The sequence below is a fragment of the Achromobacter sp. SD115 genome (assembly GCF_017355315.1).
Taxonomy (GTDB): domain Bacteria; phylum Pseudomonadota; class Gammaproteobacteria; order Burkholderiales; family Burkholderiaceae_B; genus Achromobacter; species Achromobacter xylosoxidans_B.
This window is the reverse complement of the sequence record NZ_JADIJM010000013.1, coordinates 65,968-82,613: the sequence shown is the minus strand read 5'-3', so window position 1 is coordinate 82,613 and position 16,646 is coordinate 65,968. Positions and strand designations below refer to the sequence as shown.

17 protein-coding genes are annotated in these 16,646 nt (G+C 66.2%); 7 read left to right on the top strand and 10 right to left on the bottom strand.

Annotated elements, in window-relative coordinates; translation table 11 throughout:
* Positions 1 to 7: 7 nt before the first annotated feature.
* Positions 8 to 1,876 (bottom strand): ABC transporter ATP-binding protein/permease, encoded by a 1,869-nt coding sequence (locus IPU70_RS18970; protein WP_207469354.1) that lies wholly within the window; start codon positions 1,874 to 1,876, stop codon positions 8 to 10.
* 205 nt (positions 1,877 to 2,081) lie between these two features.
* On the opposite strand from IPU70_RS18970, the gene IPU70_RS18965 reads away from it, so the two are divergent.
* The 3 genes from IPU70_RS18965 to IPU70_RS18955 are packed head-to-tail and all read left to right on the top strand — an operon-like array spanning position 2,082 to position 3,241.
* Positions 2,082 to 2,462, top strand: a complete 381-nt coding sequence (locus tag IPU70_RS18965) for an RNA-binding S4 domain-containing protein (protein ID WP_207469353.1) — start codon at positions 2,082 to 2,084, stop codon at positions 2,460 to 2,462.
* A 46-nt stretch (positions 2,463 to 2,508) separates the two neighbouring features.
* Positions 2,509 to 2,868, top strand: coding sequence for a translation initiation factor Sui1 (locus IPU70_RS18960; protein ID WP_207469351.1), 360 nt, complete (start codon positions 2,509 to 2,511; stop codon positions 2,866 to 2,868).
* 19 nt (positions 2,869 to 2,887) lie between these two features.
* Positions 2,888 to 3,241 (top strand): DOPA 4,5-dioxygenase family protein, encoded by a 354-nt coding sequence (locus tag IPU70_RS18955; protein WP_207469348.1) that lies wholly within the window; start codon positions 2,888 to 2,890, stop codon positions 3,239 to 3,241.
* A 4-nt stretch (positions 3,242 to 3,245) separates the two neighbouring features.
* On the opposite strand, the gene ppk2 is transcribed toward IPU70_RS18955, so the two are convergent.
* Positions 3,246 to 4,478: a polyphosphate kinase 2 gene (gene ppk2 / locus IPU70_RS18950; RefSeq protein ID WP_207469346.1), complete on the bottom strand. Its 1,233-nt coding sequence runs from the start codon at positions 4,476 to 4,478 to the stop codon at positions 3,246 to 3,248.
* A gap of 187 nt (positions 4,479 to 4,665) precedes the next feature.
* Here ppk2 and IPU70_RS18945 point away from each other — a divergent pair, with 187 nt between their 5' ends.
* On the top strand, positions 4,666 to 5,145 hold the full coding sequence (locus IPU70_RS18945) for a hypothetical protein (RefSeq protein WP_207469345.1): 480 nt from the start codon (positions 4,666 to 4,668) through the stop codon (positions 5,143 to 5,145).
* Here the strand turns inward: IPU70_RS18945 and IPU70_RS18940 are convergent.
* The 7 genes from IPU70_RS18940 to IPU70_RS18910 all read right to left on the bottom strand — a co-directional run bounded on the left by IPU70_RS18940 (position 5,120) and on the right by IPU70_RS18910 (position 12,039).
* Positions 5,120 to 6,310 carry a PLP-dependent aspartate aminotransferase family protein gene (locus tag IPU70_RS18940; protein WP_207469342.1) on the bottom strand — a complete coding sequence of 397 codons (1,191 nt, stop codon included), beginning with the start codon at positions 6,308 to 6,310 and terminating at the stop codon, positions 5,120 to 5,122. The genes IPU70_RS18945 and IPU70_RS18940 overlap by 26 nt on opposite strands.
* 54 nt (positions 6,311 to 6,364) lie before the next feature.
* Positions 6,365 to 7,021: a methionine ABC transporter permease gene (locus tag IPU70_RS18935; protein ID WP_207469341.1), complete on the bottom strand. Its 657-nt coding sequence runs from the start codon at positions 7,019 to 7,021 to the stop codon at positions 6,365 to 6,367.
* A complete protein-coding gene (locus IPU70_RS18930) occupies positions 7,002 to 8,105 on the bottom strand; it encodes a methionine ABC transporter ATP-binding protein (RefSeq protein ID WP_242702594.1) in 1,104 nt (367 codons plus the stop codon). The genes IPU70_RS18935 and IPU70_RS18930 overlap by 20 nt, the downstream gene beginning before the upstream one ends.
* A gap of 18 nt (positions 8,106 to 8,123) precedes the next feature.
* Complete coding sequence (locus IPU70_RS18925; protein WP_207469339.1) at positions 8,124 to 8,939, bottom strand: MetQ/NlpA family ABC transporter substrate-binding protein; 816 nt, start codon at positions 8,937 to 8,939, stop codon at positions 8,124 to 8,126.
* 155 nt (positions 8,940 to 9,094) lie between these two features.
* Entirely contained in the window at positions 9,095 to 9,520 is a 426-nt protein-coding gene (locus IPU70_RS18920) for a CopD family protein (RefSeq protein ID WP_237709922.1), read from the bottom strand.
* A gap of 93 nt (positions 9,521 to 9,613) precedes the next feature.
* Positions 9,614 to 10,450 (bottom strand): DUF2242 domain-containing protein, encoded by an 837-nt coding sequence (locus IPU70_RS18915; protein ID WP_207469338.1) that lies wholly within the window; start codon positions 10,448 to 10,450, stop codon positions 9,614 to 9,616.
* A gap of 212 nt (positions 10,451 to 10,662) precedes the next feature.
* Positions 10,663 to 12,039, bottom strand: a complete 1,377-nt coding sequence (locus IPU70_RS18910; RefSeq protein ID WP_207469337.1) for an MFS transporter — start codon at positions 12,037 to 12,039, stop codon at positions 10,663 to 10,665.
* Positions 12,040 to 12,163: 124 nt separating this feature from the next.
* Between IPU70_RS18910 and IPU70_RS18905 the strand changes: the two genes are divergently transcribed.
* The 3 genes from IPU70_RS18905 (at position 12,164) to IPU70_RS18895 (ending at position 15,398) form a co-directional block, all read left to right on the top strand.
* Positions 12,164 to 13,174, top strand: coding sequence for an AraC family transcriptional regulator (locus IPU70_RS18905; RefSeq protein ID WP_242702585.1), 1,011 nt, complete (start codon positions 12,164 to 12,166; stop codon positions 13,172 to 13,174).
* 114 nt (positions 13,175 to 13,288) lie between these two features.
* Positions 13,289 to 14,386 (top strand): NAD/NADP-dependent octopine/nopaline dehydrogenase family protein, encoded by a 1,098-nt coding sequence (locus IPU70_RS18900; RefSeq protein ID WP_207469336.1) that lies wholly within the window; start codon positions 13,289 to 13,291, stop codon positions 14,384 to 14,386.
* Between the two features lie 16 nt (positions 14,387 to 14,402).
* Entirely contained in the window at positions 14,403 to 15,398 is a 996-nt protein-coding gene (locus IPU70_RS18895; protein ID WP_371818999.1) for a 3-hydroxybutyryl-CoA dehydrogenase, read from the top strand.
* A 17-nt stretch (positions 15,399 to 15,415) separates the two neighbouring features.
* On the opposite strand, the gene ampC is transcribed toward IPU70_RS18895, so the two are convergent.
* Entirely contained in the window at positions 15,416 to 16,552 is a 1,137-nt protein-coding gene (gene ampC / locus IPU70_RS18890) for a class C beta-lactamase (protein WP_371819008.1), read from the bottom strand.
* Positions 16,553 to 16,646 lie beyond the last annotated feature (94 nt).

Sequence of the window (16,646 nt, the reverse complement as noted above, 5' to 3'; positions counted from 1 at the left end):
TGGCCGACTAGGCCGCCGCCCGCTGCCGCCCGCCGGACACGTCGTCCGCCGGGCGCAAACGCTCCACCTGGCCGCCCGCCCGGACCATCGGCCCGATCCGCCAATTCCCCGCGCCATCCAGATCCAGCCTGTCCGTGTGGAACGCGTCCAGCGTGCTGCGATGCCCCACGCTGACCAGCATGCAGGATGGCAGCTCCTCGCGCAGCAGGCCATACAACGCATGCTCCAGCCCTTCATCGGTGGCTGACGTGGCCTCGTCCAGGAAGACGATGGCGGGCCGGTTGTACAGCACGCGCGCGAACGCCACGCGCTGCTGCTCGCCTATGGACAGGATCCGCGACCAATCGGCCACCTCATCCAGCCGGCCGGCCAGATGCCCCAGGTTGACCTGCCGCAACGCATCGGCCAGGCGCGCATCGTCCTCGGGTTGCGCCAGCCCCGGATATGCGACCGCGCCACGCAGGTCGCCCAAGGGCAGATACGGCCGTTGCGACAGGAACAAGGCGCAAGCGCCCTGCGGCCGGCGCACCGAGCCCTGCGCATAAGGCCACAGGCCCGCCAGCGCGCGCAGCAAAGTGGTCTTGCCGCTGCCCGACGGTCCCTTGATCAGCAGGGCCTGGCCCGGCCGCAAGCTCAGGTTCAGCTCGCGCAGCAGAACCGTGCCGTCGGGCCGCGCCACCTGCATGTCTTCGATATCCAGGCCGCCGGACAAGGGTTCGGTCTGCACCGCGGGCAGCGCACGCGCGGCCTCGTTGGCGTCCAGAAAACCGTTCAACCGGTCCAGCGTGGCGCGGTACTGCGCGAAGGTGTCGTAGGAAGTACGGAAAAAGGACAGGGAATCCTGCACCTGTCCGAAGGCCTGCGAAGTCTGGATGACGTCGCCCAGCTTGATCGCGCCGCTGAAAAAGCGCGGCGCCTGCAGGATGAAAGGAAACACCACGGCCACCTGGCTCACCGACAGGTTGAAGCCGTCGAACTTCAGCCCCCGGTACACGCGCGCCCACAGGTTGGCGATATAGGCGGAAAAACGCGTCCACAAGGTCGCGCGCTCCACGTTCTCGCCTTGATAGAACGCCACGTTCTCGGCGTTTTCGCGCAAACGGACCAGCGCGTAGCGGAAGTTCGCCGTCAGCCGTTCGGACAGGAAATTCAGCTTGATCAGCGGCCGCCCGATCTTGAACGCGAACAAGGTCGCCACGATCACGTACAGGTACACCATGAACACCATGGCGCGCGGGATTTCCACGCCGGCCAGGGTCAAGGCGCCGGACAGGCCCCAAAGGATGGAGGTGAACGCCACCAGCGAGACCACCGCGCTCAGCGCGCCGATCGCCAGTGTGCGCGAGCCCGTCACGAACATGGCGATGTCCTGCTCGATGCGCTGGTCGGGGTTGTCGACCGGAGCATCGACGAAATGGCCGCGGTAGTAGGCGCCCGCGCCCAGCCAGTCGCGGGTCAGGCGATCGTTGAGCCACACGCGCCAGCGGATGTCGAAGGCCTGCCCGGCATAGCTGTCGGCCAGCGTGCGCACCACGTGCACACAGGCCAGCACCGAGAAGATGCCCAGGAAGCGCCAGAACGCGCTCTGATCCAGCGCCTGCAAGGCGCTGTAGAAGCCGTTGTACCAGAACGAAAACAGCACGGTCATGCGCACGGCGAACATCGCCAGGAACAGCAGCAGCGCCAAGGTCAACAAAGGCCGCCAGCTGCGCCGGGGGTCCAGATACGGCCACGCCAGCCGCCAGAACTTGCGTCCCCAGTCCGTGTAGCGCGCAAGCAGGCCCGTCACCAGCACCAGCGCGATGGCCGAAACGCCGAACGCGCGCGCCAGCCAGAGCCCGCTCTCCGCCAGTTGCTGCTGCCAGTTCAGGTCCATGAGCCGATTGCCCTCCAGTACGCGTTTCTGGTTAGACGAGGCACGCGCATCGAGTTCCAGCGCACGGGCCGTTTTAAGCCTGGCTTAAGCGTTCTGGCAGGGTGAGCGAAAGCGATCTGACAGCAAGCGCCTGCCTCTCGGGCCGGCAGGCTTCCCGCGGCGGCTATCATGGACACCTGAGCAGCAATCCGGCAGGTACGGGACGATGGACAAGATCCGGCTAGACAAATGGCTATGGGCCGCGCGCTTCTATAAGACGCGCAGCCTGGCCGTGCAGGAAATCGGCAAGGGCCGGGTATTGGTGAACGACCAGCCAGCCAAGCCCGCGCGCGAGGTCGCCCCCGGCGATCTGGTCACGGTGCGCAAGGAAGATCCGGCGCTGCACGTGCGGGTGATGGGCGTCAGCGGCGTGCGCGGCCCCGCCCCTGTCGCGCGCCAGCTCTACGAGGAAACGCCCGAAAGCGTGGCGACGCGGGAGCGCGCCGCGGAAATGCGCCGCCTGGCGCCCGAGCCCGCGCTGGGCATAGAGGCCGGCCGCCCGACCAAGCGCGACCGGCGGCTGATAGACCAGATGCGCGGCAAGTAAATCCGCCCGCGCGCACGACGATCAACTCTTCTTTCGCAAGCCCATCATGAAAAGCAGTTCTACAGGCGGCCTGGTCTATTCCACCGACGGCGGCCGCATGTGTCCCGAATGCCGCAAGCCGCTGCCGCAATGCCTGTGCAAGCAGGCCCAGGCGGTTCCCGCCGGCGATGGCGTGGCGCGCGTATCGCGCGAAACCAAGGGACGCGGCGGCAAGAGCGTCACCGTGGTCAAGGGCCTGGCGCTGGACGGCGCGGCGTTGAACGCGCTGGGCAAGCAGTTGCGCAACGCCTGCGGCTCGGGCGGAACGGTGAAGGACGGCGTGATCGAAATCCAGGGTGACCACTGCGAGCGCGTCATGGAAACCCTGCAAAAACAAGGCATCCGCGCCAAGCGCGCGGGCGGCTGACATCGACGGAGTACTAGCAATGACCGATCTGCAAACCAGCGATGTCGCCAGTTGGCACGCCCATGTGTATTTCGACGCCGCCAGCCGCGACGCGGCGCACGCGCTGCGCGAACGGATCACCGCACGCTTTGCTGGCAAGATGGAAATGGGGCGCTTCCATGAGCGCCCCGTCGGCCCGCATCCCCAGTGGAGCTACCAGATCGCCTTCACGCCGGAGCATTTCGCGGAGATCGCCACCTGGCTGACCCTGCACCACGGGGCGCTGGACGTCTTCATGCATCCCAACACCGGCGACTCGATCCGCGACCACCGCGACTGCGCCGTCTGGATCGGCCGCAGCTACACGCTGAACCTGAAGGCGCTGGGCGCCTGAACGGCTACAGCGCGCGGCCCACGATCAACGAATCCAGCGCCATCATGGGATCGCCGCTCTTGCCTTCGTACGGCAGGCGGCTGAGCACATAGCGCATCGCATTAATCCGCGCGCGCTTCTTGCAATCGGACTTGACCACCACCCAGGGCGCGTCGGCCGTATCGGTGTGCGCGAACATGGCTTCCTTGGCGCGGGTGTAGTCGTCCCACTTGTCCAGCGAGGCCAGGTCCACGGGGCTGAGCTTCCACTGCTTGAGCGGATGCACCTTGCGCTGCAGGAAGCGGCGGCGCTGTTCTTCCTGGCTGACCGAGAACCAGAACTTGACCAGATGGATGCCGCTGCTGACCAGATGGCGCTCAAAGTCCGGCACCTGGCGCAGGAAGTCCAGGTATTCGTTCTGGGTGCAGAAACCCATCACACGCTCCACGCCAGCACGGTTGTACCAGGAGCGGTCGAACATGACGATCTCGCCCGCGGTGGGCAGGTGCTGCACGTAACGCTGGAAGTACCACTGGCCCTTTTCCGTGTCGGACGGCTTCTCCAGGGCGACCACGCGCGCGCCGCGCGGATTCAGGTGTTCCATCATGCGCTTGATGGTGCCGCCCTTGCCCGCGGCGTCGCGGCCTTCGAACAGGATCACGACGCGCTGGCCGGTGGCCTTGACCCAGGCCTGCAGCTTCAGCAGTTCGACCTGCAGGCTGTATTTCTGCTTTTCGTAGTTACGGCGCAGCATGCGGTGGCGATAGGGATAGACGCCTTCGCGCCAGTCCGCGGCCAGCTCGTCGTCGGGGTTGCGGCGCACGCGCGGCGCCGCCGAATTGGCTTCCACCAGCGCGCGGTGCACGGCCTGCGCATCGTCCGGCGACAGCTCCTCGATGACCGAGCGCAGCGCCTCTCGGGAATGGGCTGGCGCGCTGACGTTGTAGCGGCGGGCAATATCGGCCAGGACCGCCACGGTCTCCTGGCGCGCGGCATCCTGGCGGGCGACGACACGCTTGCGCACATTGAGAGCCGGCTCGGCGGCGGCTGCCGCGGATATGGGATCAACAACCGCGGGGGCCTTGGCCGCGCGTGGTTTACGGCTGGTGGTCACAGGCGCGACCACCGTCTTGACCACCGTCTTGACCACCGTCTTGGCGACCGGTTTGGTGGACGCGACGGCGGTGCGCCTGGCGGCGCGCTTGCGCGGCGCCTCGGCGATGGCTTGTCCGGTGGCTGGGGTGGTCTTGTCTGTCATCGATCCTGTCCTTGCTACGCTGATCGTCCTGTCCGCGGCTGCCGGGCTTGCGCCTGCGGCCTTGGTCGGGAAAAGCGCAAACGCTACCCCGAGCCCTGCCCTGCGGATTTGACTACGATCAAACGTTGTAACATTTTTGCAGCGACGAAGGCCGCTACACTGGCCTCCCTTCATCTGCCTCCGCGCCATGTGGTCATTCATCAAACGGCTGCTTGCCGGTCCGACACCGCCCGAGAATCCCCTGAGCGAGACCATATGCTTCGACGAGGCCGGTTTCACGCGCAGCGGCGAGCTGGCGCGCGCCCTGGGCCAGCAGGAGTTCTGGCCCTGGAGCGACATCCAGGAATTCGGGTTCCGCTACACGCAGGCCATCTACCCCGATCCCTGGTCGGGCGACTACATGGAGGGCCTGTGGTTCCTGCGCGTGCCCAGCGACGGCGGCGGGCTGATGGCCATGGAGCTCGACGAGGCAACGCTGGACGTCGAACGCCTGCCTCCCCCCCTGCTGCACAACATGCCCGGACTGGACATGGGCGCGTTGCGCGCGGGGCTGGCAGCCGCCGCGCGCGGACCGCGCAACTTCGAGTGCGCGGGAGAATGGGTAGCCTGGCGGCGCGGCACAACCACGCCCCCCGCGGCCGCTACAGCCGGTCCAGGCCCTGTCTGAGATCGGACAGGATGTCTTCAGGCGTCTCCAGGCCCACCGACAGGCGCAGCAAGCCCTCGGACAATCCATAGCGTTCGCGGTCCTCAGCCGTGTAACTGGCGTGCGTCATCGACGCGGGATGCTGGATCAGGGTTTCAGGATCGCCCAGGCTGACTGCGATGCGCGCCAGCTTCAGACTATTGAGCAGGTTGCGGCCAGCGGTCAATCCGCCCTTCAACTCGAACGCGACCAGGCCGCCACCCGCCGATTGCTGGCGGCGCGCGATCTCGGCCCCCGCAGTATCGGCCAAGCCGGGATAGAACACGTCGGCCACCGCCGCATGCTCGCGCAGCAGCTTGGCCACCCGCAAGGCGGATTCGCTATGGCGCGCCACGCGCAATTCCAGCGTCTTGATCCCGCGCAGCACCAGGAAAGCCGTGAAAGGCGACAAGGTGGCGCCGGTGAAGTAGCGCAACCCCTGCAACCGGATCGCGTCAATGTGCTCCTTGCGGCCCAGCACCGCGCCGGCCAGCAGGTCGCCGTGGCCGCCCAGGTACTTGGTGGCCGAATGCAGCACGATGTCCGCGCCATGCTGCAGCGGCCGCTGCAGCACCGGCGTGGCGAAGGTGTTGTCGACGATAGTCAGCACACCTTTGCCGCGGGCGATGGCGGACACCGCCGCGATATCCACCAGGCGCAGATTCGGATTGGCGGGCGTTTCGAAGTAGACGGCGCGCGTCTTGGGGCCGATGGCCGCGGCCACGGTCTCGGGACGGGTGAAGTCGGCGAACACCGCGCGCACGCCGAACCGCGCCAGGCCCTGCGTGAACAGGGTGAAGGCGGTGCCGTACACGATCTGGTCCACCACGATCTCGTCGCCGCTTTGCAAAAGCGAGAACAAGGTCGCCGAAATCGCTGCCATGCCCGACGCCGTCACCACGCCAGCCTCGGCTCCCTCCAAGGATGCCAGCCGCTCTTCGAGCAGCGCCTGCGTCGGATTGCGCGTGCGGCCGTAGACGTAGCCCTGCTTCTCACCCAGGCGGATCTGGTCGAAGGCCTCGATGCTGTCCTGGGTGTAGGTGGAGGTCAGGTAGAGAGGCGGCGCCAGCGCGCCCTGCTCGTCCAGCGGGTCGTAGCCCAGGTGGATGGCGCGCGTGGCGAAGCCGTGTTGCGGGGACTCGGACATTTCAGTGTTCCTGTGTTTTCGGGTAAGACCGGAGCATGCGGCCCCGGTGCAAAGTCAGCGTTTGTGGTCGGCGCGGCGCGACAGCCATTCGCCGGTGAATTGCACAATGGAAACCAGCGCGATCAGGATCACGATCACCTCGAACATGACGCGGGTCTCGTAGCGTTCGTAGCCGTAGCGGATCGCCAGATCGCCCAGGCCGCCGGCGCCCACCGCACCGGCCATGGCCGAGGCGTTGATCATGGCAATGACGCTGACCGTCATGCCGCCGATGATGCCCGGCAAGGCTTCCGGCAACAGCACGTGGCGCACGATGTGCCAGCGGCGGCAGCCCATGGCCCGCGCTGCCTCCACCAGGCCGTGGTCCACGTCGTTCAGGCTGACCTGGGCGATGCGCGCGAAGAACGGCACCAGATTGGCCGACAGCGGCACGATGGCGGCCCAGGTGCCCAGCGTGGTGCCCACCAGGAAGCGCGTGAACGGCAGCATCGCCACCAGCAGGATGATGAAGGGGATGGCGCGGAAGGTATTCACCGTCACCGACAGGACCTTGTTGAAGCGCGGCCGGGGATACAGATTGCCGGGCGCGGTGACGGTCAGCACCACGGCCAGCGCCAGGCCCAGAACGATGGCGATGATGGCGGATACGCCCACCATGGCCAGGGTCTGCAGAAAAGCCTGCAGGTATTTATCAAGCATCGGCAGCGACATAACCCAGCACCTTGATCTGATCGGCCACCAGCGCGGCGCGCGTGGCCTCTTCCTGTAATGCGCCCGCTGGCACGGAAACCAGCAGACTGCCTTGGGCGTGGCCGCGCAGGCGGTCCAGGCCGCCATGCAGCAGCGTCGCGCCGGGGCCGAGCGCCGCCAGCGCCTGCAAGGACACGCCCTGCGGGCGCCCCTGCCCCGTGAAGCGCAGCCGCAGCACCGCCACGCCCGCGCGGCCTTGCAGGTCGGGCACCAGCCTGCCCGCCAGGTCGGCCGGCAGGTCGTGCTGCAAAGGCCGTAGCAAGGCCCGCGTGGCATCGGCCAGGGGGTTGCCGAACACGCGCCAGACCTCGCCTTCCTCGACCTTGCGGCCGCCGTCCAGCACCAGCACCTTGTGGCAGACCTCGCGGATCACTGCCATGTCGTGCGTGATCAGCACCACCGTCAGGCCCAGTTTGCGGTTGATGTCCAGCAGCAAGGCCAGGATCGACTGCGTGGTCTCGGGGTCCAGCGCCGACGTGGCTTCGTCGCACAGCAGGATCTCCGGCTGGTGCACCAGCGCGCGTGCGATGCCGACGCGCTGCTTCTGGCCCCCGGACAGCTTTGCCGGATAGGCGTCGGCCTTGTCGCGCAACCCCACCAGTTCCAGTAATTCCTCCACCCTGGCCCGCGCGGCCGCGGGCTTCACGCCAGCCACCCGCAAGGGCAAGGCCACGTTCTCGGCCACCGTCTTGGCCGACAGCAGGTTGAAGTGCTGGAAGATCATGCCGATGCGGCGGCGCAGGCCCACCAGCGCATGCTCATCCAGGCCGCCCACATCGACGCCGTCCACCAGCACGCGGCCGGCGCTGGGGCGCTCCAGCATGTTGATGGAACGCAGCAGCGTGGACTTGCCCGCGCCGCTGCGTCCGATGATGCCGAACACCTCGCCGCGGGCGATGGAGAACGACACGTCGGACAAAGCGGCCACCGGCCCCTGCGTACCCTCGTAGCGCTTCTGCAAGCCTTCGAAGACGATGTGCGCGTCGCCGGCCGGCGTTTGCGGCGCGGCGTCGACCAGCCCGCTCACGGAAAATTCGTGTTGCATCATTGCCCGCTTCCAGCCTCAGAAAACCGGAATGACCGAACCTTCGTACTTGCTCAGAATGAACTGGCGCACCTCTTCGGAGTGGTAGGCCTTGACCAGTTCGGGCACCCAGGGCGCGTTCTTGTCCTGTTCGCGCACCGCGATGATGTTCACGTAGGGATTGTTTTCCTTCTTTTCCACCGCGATGCCGTCGCGCGTGGCGATCAGCCCGGCCTGATAGGCGAAGCTGTTGACGATGGCCGCGGTGTCCACGTCCGGCAGCGAGCGCGCCAGCACCACGGAAGCGCTTTCCACGAAGTTGAGCTTCCTGGAGTTGGAGGTCACGTCCGCCAGGGTCGCCGTGCCGGTGGCAGGATCGAATCCGTCCTTCAGCGTGATCAAGCCCTGGTCGCGCAGGATGACCAGCGCGCGCGTCTGGTTGCTGGGGTCATTGGGGATGCCGACCCGGGCGCCCTCGGGCAATTCCTGCAGCGACTTGTACTTTTTGGAGTAGAACGCGATGGGCGAGATCAGCGTGTTGGCCACGGACACGAGTTTGTAGCCGCGCTGCTTGATCTGGTCGTTCAGGAAAGGTATGTGCTGGAAGGCGTTGGCATCGAGGTCGCCGTTGTTGAGCGCCTCGTTGGGGCTGGCGGTGCCGGTGATGATGACGGGCTCCACCGCCAGGCCGTTCTTCTTGGCGACCTGCGCCACCACCTCCCAGATCTGCTCGTCGACGCCGCCGCGCACGCCCACCTTGAGGGGCTTGGGATCAGCCGAAAACGCCGGGCCATGGAACATTGCCGCCGAAGCCAGCACCGCGCCCAGCAGGCGCTTGAAGAAACGGGAAGTCATGTTGGAATCGCCTCTCAGGCTATGCGGTTATGAGAGAAACGATTCTAGGGAGAGGGACGGAGCACGCGAACGAATAGTTCGTTGAGTCCTTATTACAGGGGCGTTTGGTTATGGCGGCTGGGCATATGGTCCCGGCACATGTCCGGCCGCGCGGATCAGAAAGGCTTGACGACCACCAGCGTCACGATGACCGCGGAAGCGATGACGGTGAACGGCGCGTACAGGTCCACCAGCGGCGGGCGCTTGGCGCTGCCGTTGGCCATGCGGCGCAACGCCGCGCTCTGGATGCCGAGCAGCGCCGACAGCGCCAGCGCGAAGGCCACCTTGACCCAGATCCAGGTCATGGCAAACCAGCCGAAGGTCATGGCCAGGTGCAGACCGACCAGCCAGGTCAGCACCATGGCCGGCGTGGTCACGTACAGCGTCCAGCGGCGCAAGGCGCCCAGCATCTTGCGTTCTTTCGGCGCTTCTTCACTGTCCTGCGGCTGCGAGGACAGCAGGAAGAGCGACACGAACAGCGATCCGCCCAGCCAGGCGACCACGGCCGCGACGTGGAGCATTTTCAGGAGTTGATAGGTCATGATGCCCGGCATTATCGCCGGATTGCGGACCGCGCCGCGTATCGGCGCGCCGCAACTGTTTGCGCTACGGCAAGCCGGCGCGGCGGCGCGGCCCTACTTGGCCGCTTCGGGGCTGGCCTCAGCGGCCGGCGCTGGCGTGGGTTTTGCTGCGGGCGCGCTGGACGCAGGGGCGGCAGATGCTGGTGCAGGCGCTGCGGGCGGGGAAGCCGTCGACGCAGGCACAGCGGGCGAACTGGCGCCTCCCGCCGCTGGGGTTTTCGGAGATTCGCCGGCGCCGTTGGCCGCCGCCGGATTCAACGTGTCCGCCGGTTTGTCGGGCGATTCCGCCGGCTCGGCCGGCGCGATCTTGGGCTGCGGCTTTGCCCGGCCGGTCGCGGGCGCAGGCGGCGCGGCGGCCGCCTGCGCATCTGGCAGAAAGCGCTGCAACAGCTGGAAAAACCCTTCATAGAACTTGGGCCGCGCAACCGTCTGGCTGCCCGTCTTCACCAGCGAGTCGTCGCTGGAGCCGAACGGCATGGACACCTGGCCCAGCACGCTTACGCCCACGCTGGCCGAGCTGTTGGTGCGCTTGATCGAATAGCGGTCCTGCACCGCGTTGGCGAACACCGTGGCGCGCTCGCTCGCGCCGCCGTCGGAGGCGCATTCGATGTTGAAGGCAATCTGCGTGTGCTGTCCGCTTTCGTCCTGGAAATTCTTGTGTCCCGTGACGCGCGAGCCCTCGAACTTGTCGATGTTGTAGCCCTGGCTCAGCAAGGCGCGGCGGCCGGCATCGCAGGCCGCGACGTTACTCGCGGCGACGGTGCGCGAGTAAGTGTTGTTCTGGGTGAAATCTTCTTTTTCGAACTCTGGCTTGGGGGAAGAGCACCCTGCCAGGACGCCCGTCAGGACAAGCAAGGGAACCAGGAAGGGACGGCGGTAAACAGGGGGCATGAATTGGGGTCCGGCATGGGACGGCGTGGGGCGCGGCCAGCCAGCATGGCGGCCCGCCCACTGCGCCAGGCACGGAACAGTGATGCGTAAAGCGTTCGTTATAGCGCATCCCCGGCACCATTTCCTTTACCAGGGATGTGTAGTTCAACGCAGAGGTAACAGGATCCAAAAAAGGGCCGCATCGTGGCCCCGGCAGCCCCTGGACGCCCCTTTCAGGACGACACGCGCGCGGGCTCAAGCGGCCGGAGGTCCTGCGCTTCCAGGTTCAGGCTGCGCCGGTAGTGCTTGCAGCCCAGCGCCAGCAAGGCGATGCACAGCACCGTCGCCACGCCGACCAGGACAGACATGGATTGTCCAACCGCCGCCGGACTCTTGAACAACCGGTCCGTCAACATGGCCACGGCAGTGGTGCCCAGCCCCAGCCCGATCAGGTTCGAGATCAGCAGGAACAGCGCCGACACCTGCGCGCGCAGTTGATTGGGAGGAAGTATCTGCATCGCGGCCGTCGAGGTCGGCATGGGAAACGACGCAAAGAACATGGCGGGCAGCAACAGCCCCACCGACAGCCACAGGGAATCCACCTGGGTGAAGATCACCGCCGGCACCGCCATGCCCGCCGCGCCGATCACCCCGGCGCGCAGCGGCGCATCGCTGTAGCCCCGCCGGGCCAGCCAGTCCATCAGCCAGCCGCCGCAGAACACGCCTGCGGTATTGGCGACCAGCACCACCACGCCCAGCATGTAGCCGGCATCCACCGGCGACATGCCGAACTTGCGCATGTAGAACGCCGGCGTCCAGCCCAGCAGCGCAAACAGCGCCATCGCATAGAAGGAGAAGCCCAGGTAGTGGCAGAAAAAGGTGCGGCGGTGGCGCCCGAGGAAACGGAAGGTGTCCTTCATGGCGGGCTTCTGGGCCTGCCCCGATGCATTGCGCCGCAAACCCAGCCGCTGCGGATCGCGCACCGTCAGCAGGATCAGCAGCGCGATCAGCAGACCAGGCAGTCCCACGATGAAGAAGGTCACCTGCCACGGCCGCATCGCGCCTACCCAGGGCAAGGTGACCGTGTCCACGCTCTTGAGCAGATCGATGACATAGCCGCCGATCAGAAAGGCCATGCCGCCGCCAATGAACGAACCGATCGAATAGACCCCGACGGCGCGCCCCAGTTTTTCACGCGGAAACATGTCGCTGAGCATGGAGTAGGTGGCGGGCGACAGCGCCGCCTCCCCCACGCCCACGCCAATGCGCGCGAGGAACATCTGCGCGAAATTGCGCGACAGGCCACAGGCCGCCGTGGCCAGGCTCCAGAACGCCACGCCCATGGCGATGATTTTCGGGCGCGAATAGCGATCCGCCAGCAGCGCGATGGGGATGCCCATGAAGGCGTAGAACAGCGAGAACGCCAGTCCGTGCAGCAAGCTGAATTGCGTATCGGACAGTTGCAGATCGTGCTTGATGGGTTCGATCATCAGCGCCAGGATCTGCCTGTCGACGAAGGAAAATATGTACGCTAGCATGCATATCACCACGACGTACCACTCGTAGGCGTAGCTGGGTTTTGATCCGTGCCGCGGGCTGCCGTCAGTCATGGTTTGTTTCCCTTGTATGGTGGTGAGATCTGCCCATCGCCCAATGGGCGAGGTTGCGCCTCACTTGCTTGCAGGCCCATCTTTTGTAGGTCTTTGCGCGGCCAGCCTCTGTACGCCTGACGCAATGACTGTTCCCGCTGCGCAGGAAAGCATGTTCAACGACACCAATCCGCTGGACCGCCATTGCTTGCTGGACTCGGGCAACATCGCCGAGATCAAGGATCAGGTCAGCCAGCACCTATGGTCGCACCGCATGTGCGTGCCCCCGGGAAAGCCCCTGCAGTCGCGGCTGTATGGCGTGTTCTTCGGCAACGCCGCGCTGTTCGATCTGCATTACGGCGCCGAGGTCGAGATCGACGCCGGCGACATCGCCAGCTACTACCTGATCCGCATCACCCTGCAAGGATCCGGACTGATCACGCTGGGCAAGCGCAGCGCCTCCATGAACGCGGGCAGCCTGACCATCTCCTCGCCCTCCGAACGCAGCGTGATCCGCATCGGCCGCGACTGCCGCAACCTGATCCTGCGCATCGAACGCGAAGCGCTGGAACGCCAGCTGCAACGGCTGCTGGAACGCCCCATCAAACAGGCGCTGGTATTCGACCTGCAAATGGAGGCCGACGCGCCCGGGCCGGTGGCAGTGCGTGAAACGCTGGACTATCTATGCCGGCTGTACCGCAACCCCGCCATCGAAGGCGTCACGCAGACGCTGGCCGCGGGCTTCTCGGACTATCTGCTGACGCTGCTGCTGACCCAGCTGCCGCACAACTATTCCGCAGCCTTGCTGGCCGATCGCCGCCAGCCGCTGCCCCTGCACGTACGCCGGGCGCGCGACTACATAGAAAGCCATCCGGACGAACCTCTTTCGCTATCGGACCTGGCCGCGCACTGCGGCGTATCCGTGCGCACGCTGCAAAACGGCTTCACGCAGTTCCTGAAGCAAAGCCCCAGCGACTACGTGCGCAACCAGCGGCTGGCCCTGGTGCATGCGGCGCTGGAGCAAGCCAGCGCAGGCGACAGCGTCACCGATATCCTGTTGCGGCACGGCATCGCCAGCTTCGGGCATTTCGCCACGCATTACCGCAAACGCTACGGCTGCCTGCCCTCGGATACCCTGCGCCGCAACAGGCATTAGGCGCCGCCAGACGACTGGATTCGCTTGCCGGATCGGAACGCCGCTTGCGCGTTCGGCGCAGCCCCGCCTGCAAGCCGCCGCTAGGATCGAGACTCCATCAGACGGAGCTTGTCCATGAGAATCAGCGTCATAGGCGGCGGCCACGGCTGCTATGCGGCGGCGGCCGACCTGTTTGAAAAAGGCCATCAGGTGCGCTGGTGGCGCCGCGACTGGGCAGCCTTCCAGGGATTGCGGGACGCAGGCGCGCTGGCCGTCACCGACTATCGCGGCAGCCGCCAGATCCCGCTGGGCGATGGCCCCCAGCAATTGCAGCTGGTGCGCGACCTGGCCGCGGCCGTGGGCGATGCGGAACTGCTGGTCATTCCCCTGCCGTCGACCACGCACGAAGCCCTGGCGCAGGAAATGGCTCCCCTGCTGCGCGACGGCCAGGTCGTGTTCCTGCCGCCGGGCACCTTCGGCAGCTACGTCTTCGCCCGCGCCATGAAAGACGCCGGCAATTCCGCCGATACCGCCTTTGCCGAGACCGGCACCCTGCCCTACCTGGCCCGCAAGCACGGCGAAAAGGTGGTGATCAGCGGCTACGCGACCCGTCTGCCTACCGGCGTCTTTCCGCGCCGCCTGTCCGGGCCCGCGCTGGCCGTGGTCAAGCGCGCCTACGACAGCATCGAACCGATAGAGGACGGGCTCTCCGGCGCGCTGATGAATGCCGGTCCCATCATCCACCCACCGCTCATCATGATGAACGCGGGTCCGCTGGAGCACTTCGACAAATGGGATATCCACAATGAAGGCACACAGCCTGCCATACGGCGCGTGACCGACGCGCTGGACACGGAGCGCATCGCCATCCGCGTGGCCTTGGGCTATGCCGCGCCGCACTTTCCGCTGGCCGACCACTACGCCGCCGCAGGCGACGAATGGATGTACGGCCGCGGCGCCCACGGCAAGCTCACCGACAGCGGCGACTGGCGCGAGGACATAGACCTGCGCACCCACCGCTACATGCTCGAGGACACGCGGCTCGGCCTGTCGTTCCTGGTGTCCGCCGGCCGCTGGGCGGGCGTGTCCACGCCCGTGGCGCAAGGCCTGCTGAGCCTGGCCAGCGCGGTGACCGGCCGCGACCTCTACGCTGAAGGGCGCACGCTGGAACGCCTGGGCCTGGACCGCCTGTCGCGCGACGACATGCGCAAGCTGCTGACCGAAGGCTGCTGAAACGAGGATGCATGCCATGAACGAGAAACTGTGCGTGATCGGCGCCGGCCGCATGGGCGTGGGCATCACGCTGTCATATGTACATGCGGGGCTGGACGTCACACTGATAGACATCAAGCCGCGCACGCCCGCAGAGCAATCCACGTACTTTTCCCGAGTACGGGATGACCTGCGCCGCGAACTGGGCATCCTGGCCCGGCTGGGCTTGCTGGACGCGTCGCAAGCGGACATCGCGCTGGCGCGCGTCCGCCTGTGCACGCGCCAGGACGCGGCTGAAGACTTGCGGCAGGCGCGCGTGGTGTTCGAAGCCGTGCCCGAACGCCTGGACGCCAAGCGCGATGCTTTTCTTTGGCTGAGCGCTGCCTGCGCGCCAGACAGCATCATCGCTTCCACCACGTCCACCTTTCTCGTCACCGAGCTGGCGGAACTGGTGGAAAGTCCGCAACGCTTCCTGAACGCGCACTGGCTCAATCCCGCCTACCTGATACCGCTGGTGGAAGTCAGCCGCGGTCCGCAAACCAGCGAGGCCGCGACGCAAGGCCTGCTGCAAGTGCTGCGCCTGGCAGGCAAGAAGCCGGTGCAATGCGCGCCCGCCGCCGGCTACATCGTGCCCCGCATCCAGGCCCTGGCCATGAACGAAGCCGCCCGCATGGTGGAGGAAGGGGTGGCCAGCGCCGAAGACATCGACACCGCCGTGCGCCTGGGCTTCGGCCTGCGCTTTTCGGTGCTGGGCCTGCTGGAATTCATCGATTGGGGCGGCGGCGATATCCTCTACTACGCCTCGCGCTACCTGTCCGATGCCATCGATCCGCGCTTCGCCTCGCCCGCCGTCATCGCCCGCAACATGGAGCAAGGACGCAACGGACTGCGCGACGGCCAGGGCTTCTATGACTACGCCGGCATGGACGTGAACGCCTACAAAATGGAACGGCTGGCGCAGCTGTGCAAGCGGCTGGAGGTGATGGATATGCTGCCCCGCTTCGACGCGGCGCGGCAGCTGCCCGCGCGCTAGCCCATTGGCCGGCGCGCCTACTTATCCAGTTCGCCCAGGATCTTGTAGGCCAGCCGCACCCGCGCCTCGTTCGGATAATTCCGGTTGGCCAGTATCACGATGCCCAGCTGCTTCGACGGCACGAACGCCACGTAGCCGCCGAAGCCGTTGGTCGAACCCGTCTTGTTGATCCACACGGCGTCCTGCGGCGGCAGCGGCGGGTTCAGCGCAACCACGGCCTGGCTCTGGCTGTTGTAGTTGCCGGCATTGGCCGTCAATAACGCGTCCAGCGCCACGGGATAGCGCAACTGCTCCCAGACCAGATCTTGGGTCATGTCGCCCAGCTGGTAATAGCCGACTTGCGTCTGCGCGATCGCGTTGCGGAGTTCGGCATCGGCCACATTCAGGCCCATGTTCGCATCGACGAAGCGGATCAGGTCGCGCGCGCTGGTCTTCACGCCGTAGGCTTCGTCCGCCAGCACGCCAGGATTCACCCGCACGGGAGCATCCTGCTTGTTGTAGCCCTGCGCGTAGTCCGCCATCCTGGCGGGCGGCACGTCGATGTAGGTGCTGGTCAGGCCCAGCTTGGGAAACAGGTCCCGCTCCATGGCCGTCTTGAACGGCCGGTTCAGGCTCCTGGCGGCGATCACGCCCAGCATGCCGATGCTGGGATTGGCGTAGGTGCGATACGTACCGGCGGCGTGCTCCGGCTTCCAGGCCTTTAGATAGGCCATCAACTGCGCCTGGTCCCGCACCGTGCCGGGCACCTGCAGGGGAAAACCGCCCGTCGTGTGCGTGCCCAGATTGATCAGGCTGAGCTTGGCGAAGTTGCTGCCGGCCAGCTCGGGCAGGTATTTGGCCGGGCTGTCGCTCAAGGCGAGACGACCGCGCGCCTGAGCGTAGCCGGCCAAGGTTGCCGTGTAGGTCTTGCTGATGGACCCGACTTCGTAAAGCGTATCGCTGCCGGCCGGCTTGCCCGTTTCCTTGGACGCCACGCCGTAGTTGTAGAAGCGCTGCGTCCCGTTCTGGGTAATAGCGATCGACAGGCCGGCGATGCCGTGTTCACGCATGACGGCCTGCGCCGCTTCGTCGACCTTGCGGTCCACCTCGGCCTGGCCGCCATACGCCACGGCGCAGCCGCCGGCTATCAGCGCAAACAATCCCGTGCGCAACATTCCGTTCAAGCGCATTCCCGTCATCCCATGTGGTGTTGAATTTCCACGACGCCGTAGGCTGGCGACGCGCATGCATCGTAACGCGACGGGACGA

Coding starts and splice junctions, on each gene's coding strand:
- IPU70_RS18910 (WP_207469337.1), bottom strand. CDS start 12,039: ATGACTGACGGCAGCCCGCGGCACGGATCAAAACCCAGCTACGCCTAC.
- IPU70_RS18905 (WP_242702585.1), top strand. CDS start 12,164: ATGACTGTTCCCGCTGCGCAGGAAAGCATGTTCAACGACACCAATCCG.
- IPU70_RS18970 (WP_207469354.1), bottom strand. CDS start 1,876: ATGGACCTGAACTGGCAGCAGCAACTGGCGGAGAGCGGGCTCTGGCTG.
- IPU70_RS18915 (WP_207469338.1), bottom strand. CDS start 10,450: ATGCCCCCTGTTTACCGCCGTCCCTTCCTGGTTCCCTTGCTTGTCCTG.
- IPU70_RS18930 (WP_242702594.1), bottom strand. CDS start 8,105: ATGCAACACGAATTTTCCGTGAGCGGGCTGGTCGACGCCGCGCCGCAA.
- IPU70_RS18895 (WP_371818999.1), top strand. CDS start 14,403: ATGAACGAGAAACTGTGCGTGATCGGCGCCGGCCGCATGGGCGTGGGC.
- ppk2 (WP_207469346.1), bottom strand. CDS start 4,478: ATGACAGACAAGACCACCCCAGCCACCGGACAAGCCATCGCCGAGGCG.
- IPU70_RS18935 (WP_207469341.1), bottom strand. CDS start 7,021: ATGTCGCTGCCGATGCTTGATAAATACCTGCAGGCTTTTCTGCAGACC.
- IPU70_RS18925 (WP_207469339.1), bottom strand. CDS start 8,939: ATGACTTCCCGTTTCTTCAAGCGCCTGCTGGGCGCGGTGCTGGCTTCG.
- IPU70_RS18955 (WP_207469348.1), top strand. CDS start 2,888: ATGACCGATCTGCAAACCAGCGATGTCGCCAGTTGGCACGCCCATGTG.
- ampC (WP_371819008.1), bottom strand. CDS start 16,552: ATGTTGCGCACGGGATTGTTTGCGCTGATAGCCGGCGGCTGCGCCGTG.
- IPU70_RS18945 (WP_207469345.1), top strand. CDS start 4,666: ATGTGGTCATTCATCAAACGGCTGCTTGCCGGTCCGACACCGCCCGAG.
- IPU70_RS18900 (WP_207469336.1), top strand. CDS start 13,289: ATGAGAATCAGCGTCATAGGCGGCGGCCACGGCTGCTATGCGGCGGCG.
- IPU70_RS18940 (WP_207469342.1), bottom strand. CDS start 6,310: ATGTCCGAGTCCCCGCAACACGGCTTCGCCACGCGCGCCATCCACCTG.
- IPU70_RS18960 (WP_207469351.1), top strand. CDS start 2,509: ATGAAAAGCAGTTCTACAGGCGGCCTGGTCTATTCCACCGACGGCGGC.
- IPU70_RS18920 (WP_237709922.1), bottom strand. CDS start 9,520: ATGACCTATCAACTCCTGAAAATGCTCCACGTCGCGGCCGTGGTCGCC.
- IPU70_RS18965 (WP_207469353.1), top strand. CDS start 2,082: ATGGACAAGATCCGGCTAGACAAATGGCTATGGGCCGCGCGCTTCTAT.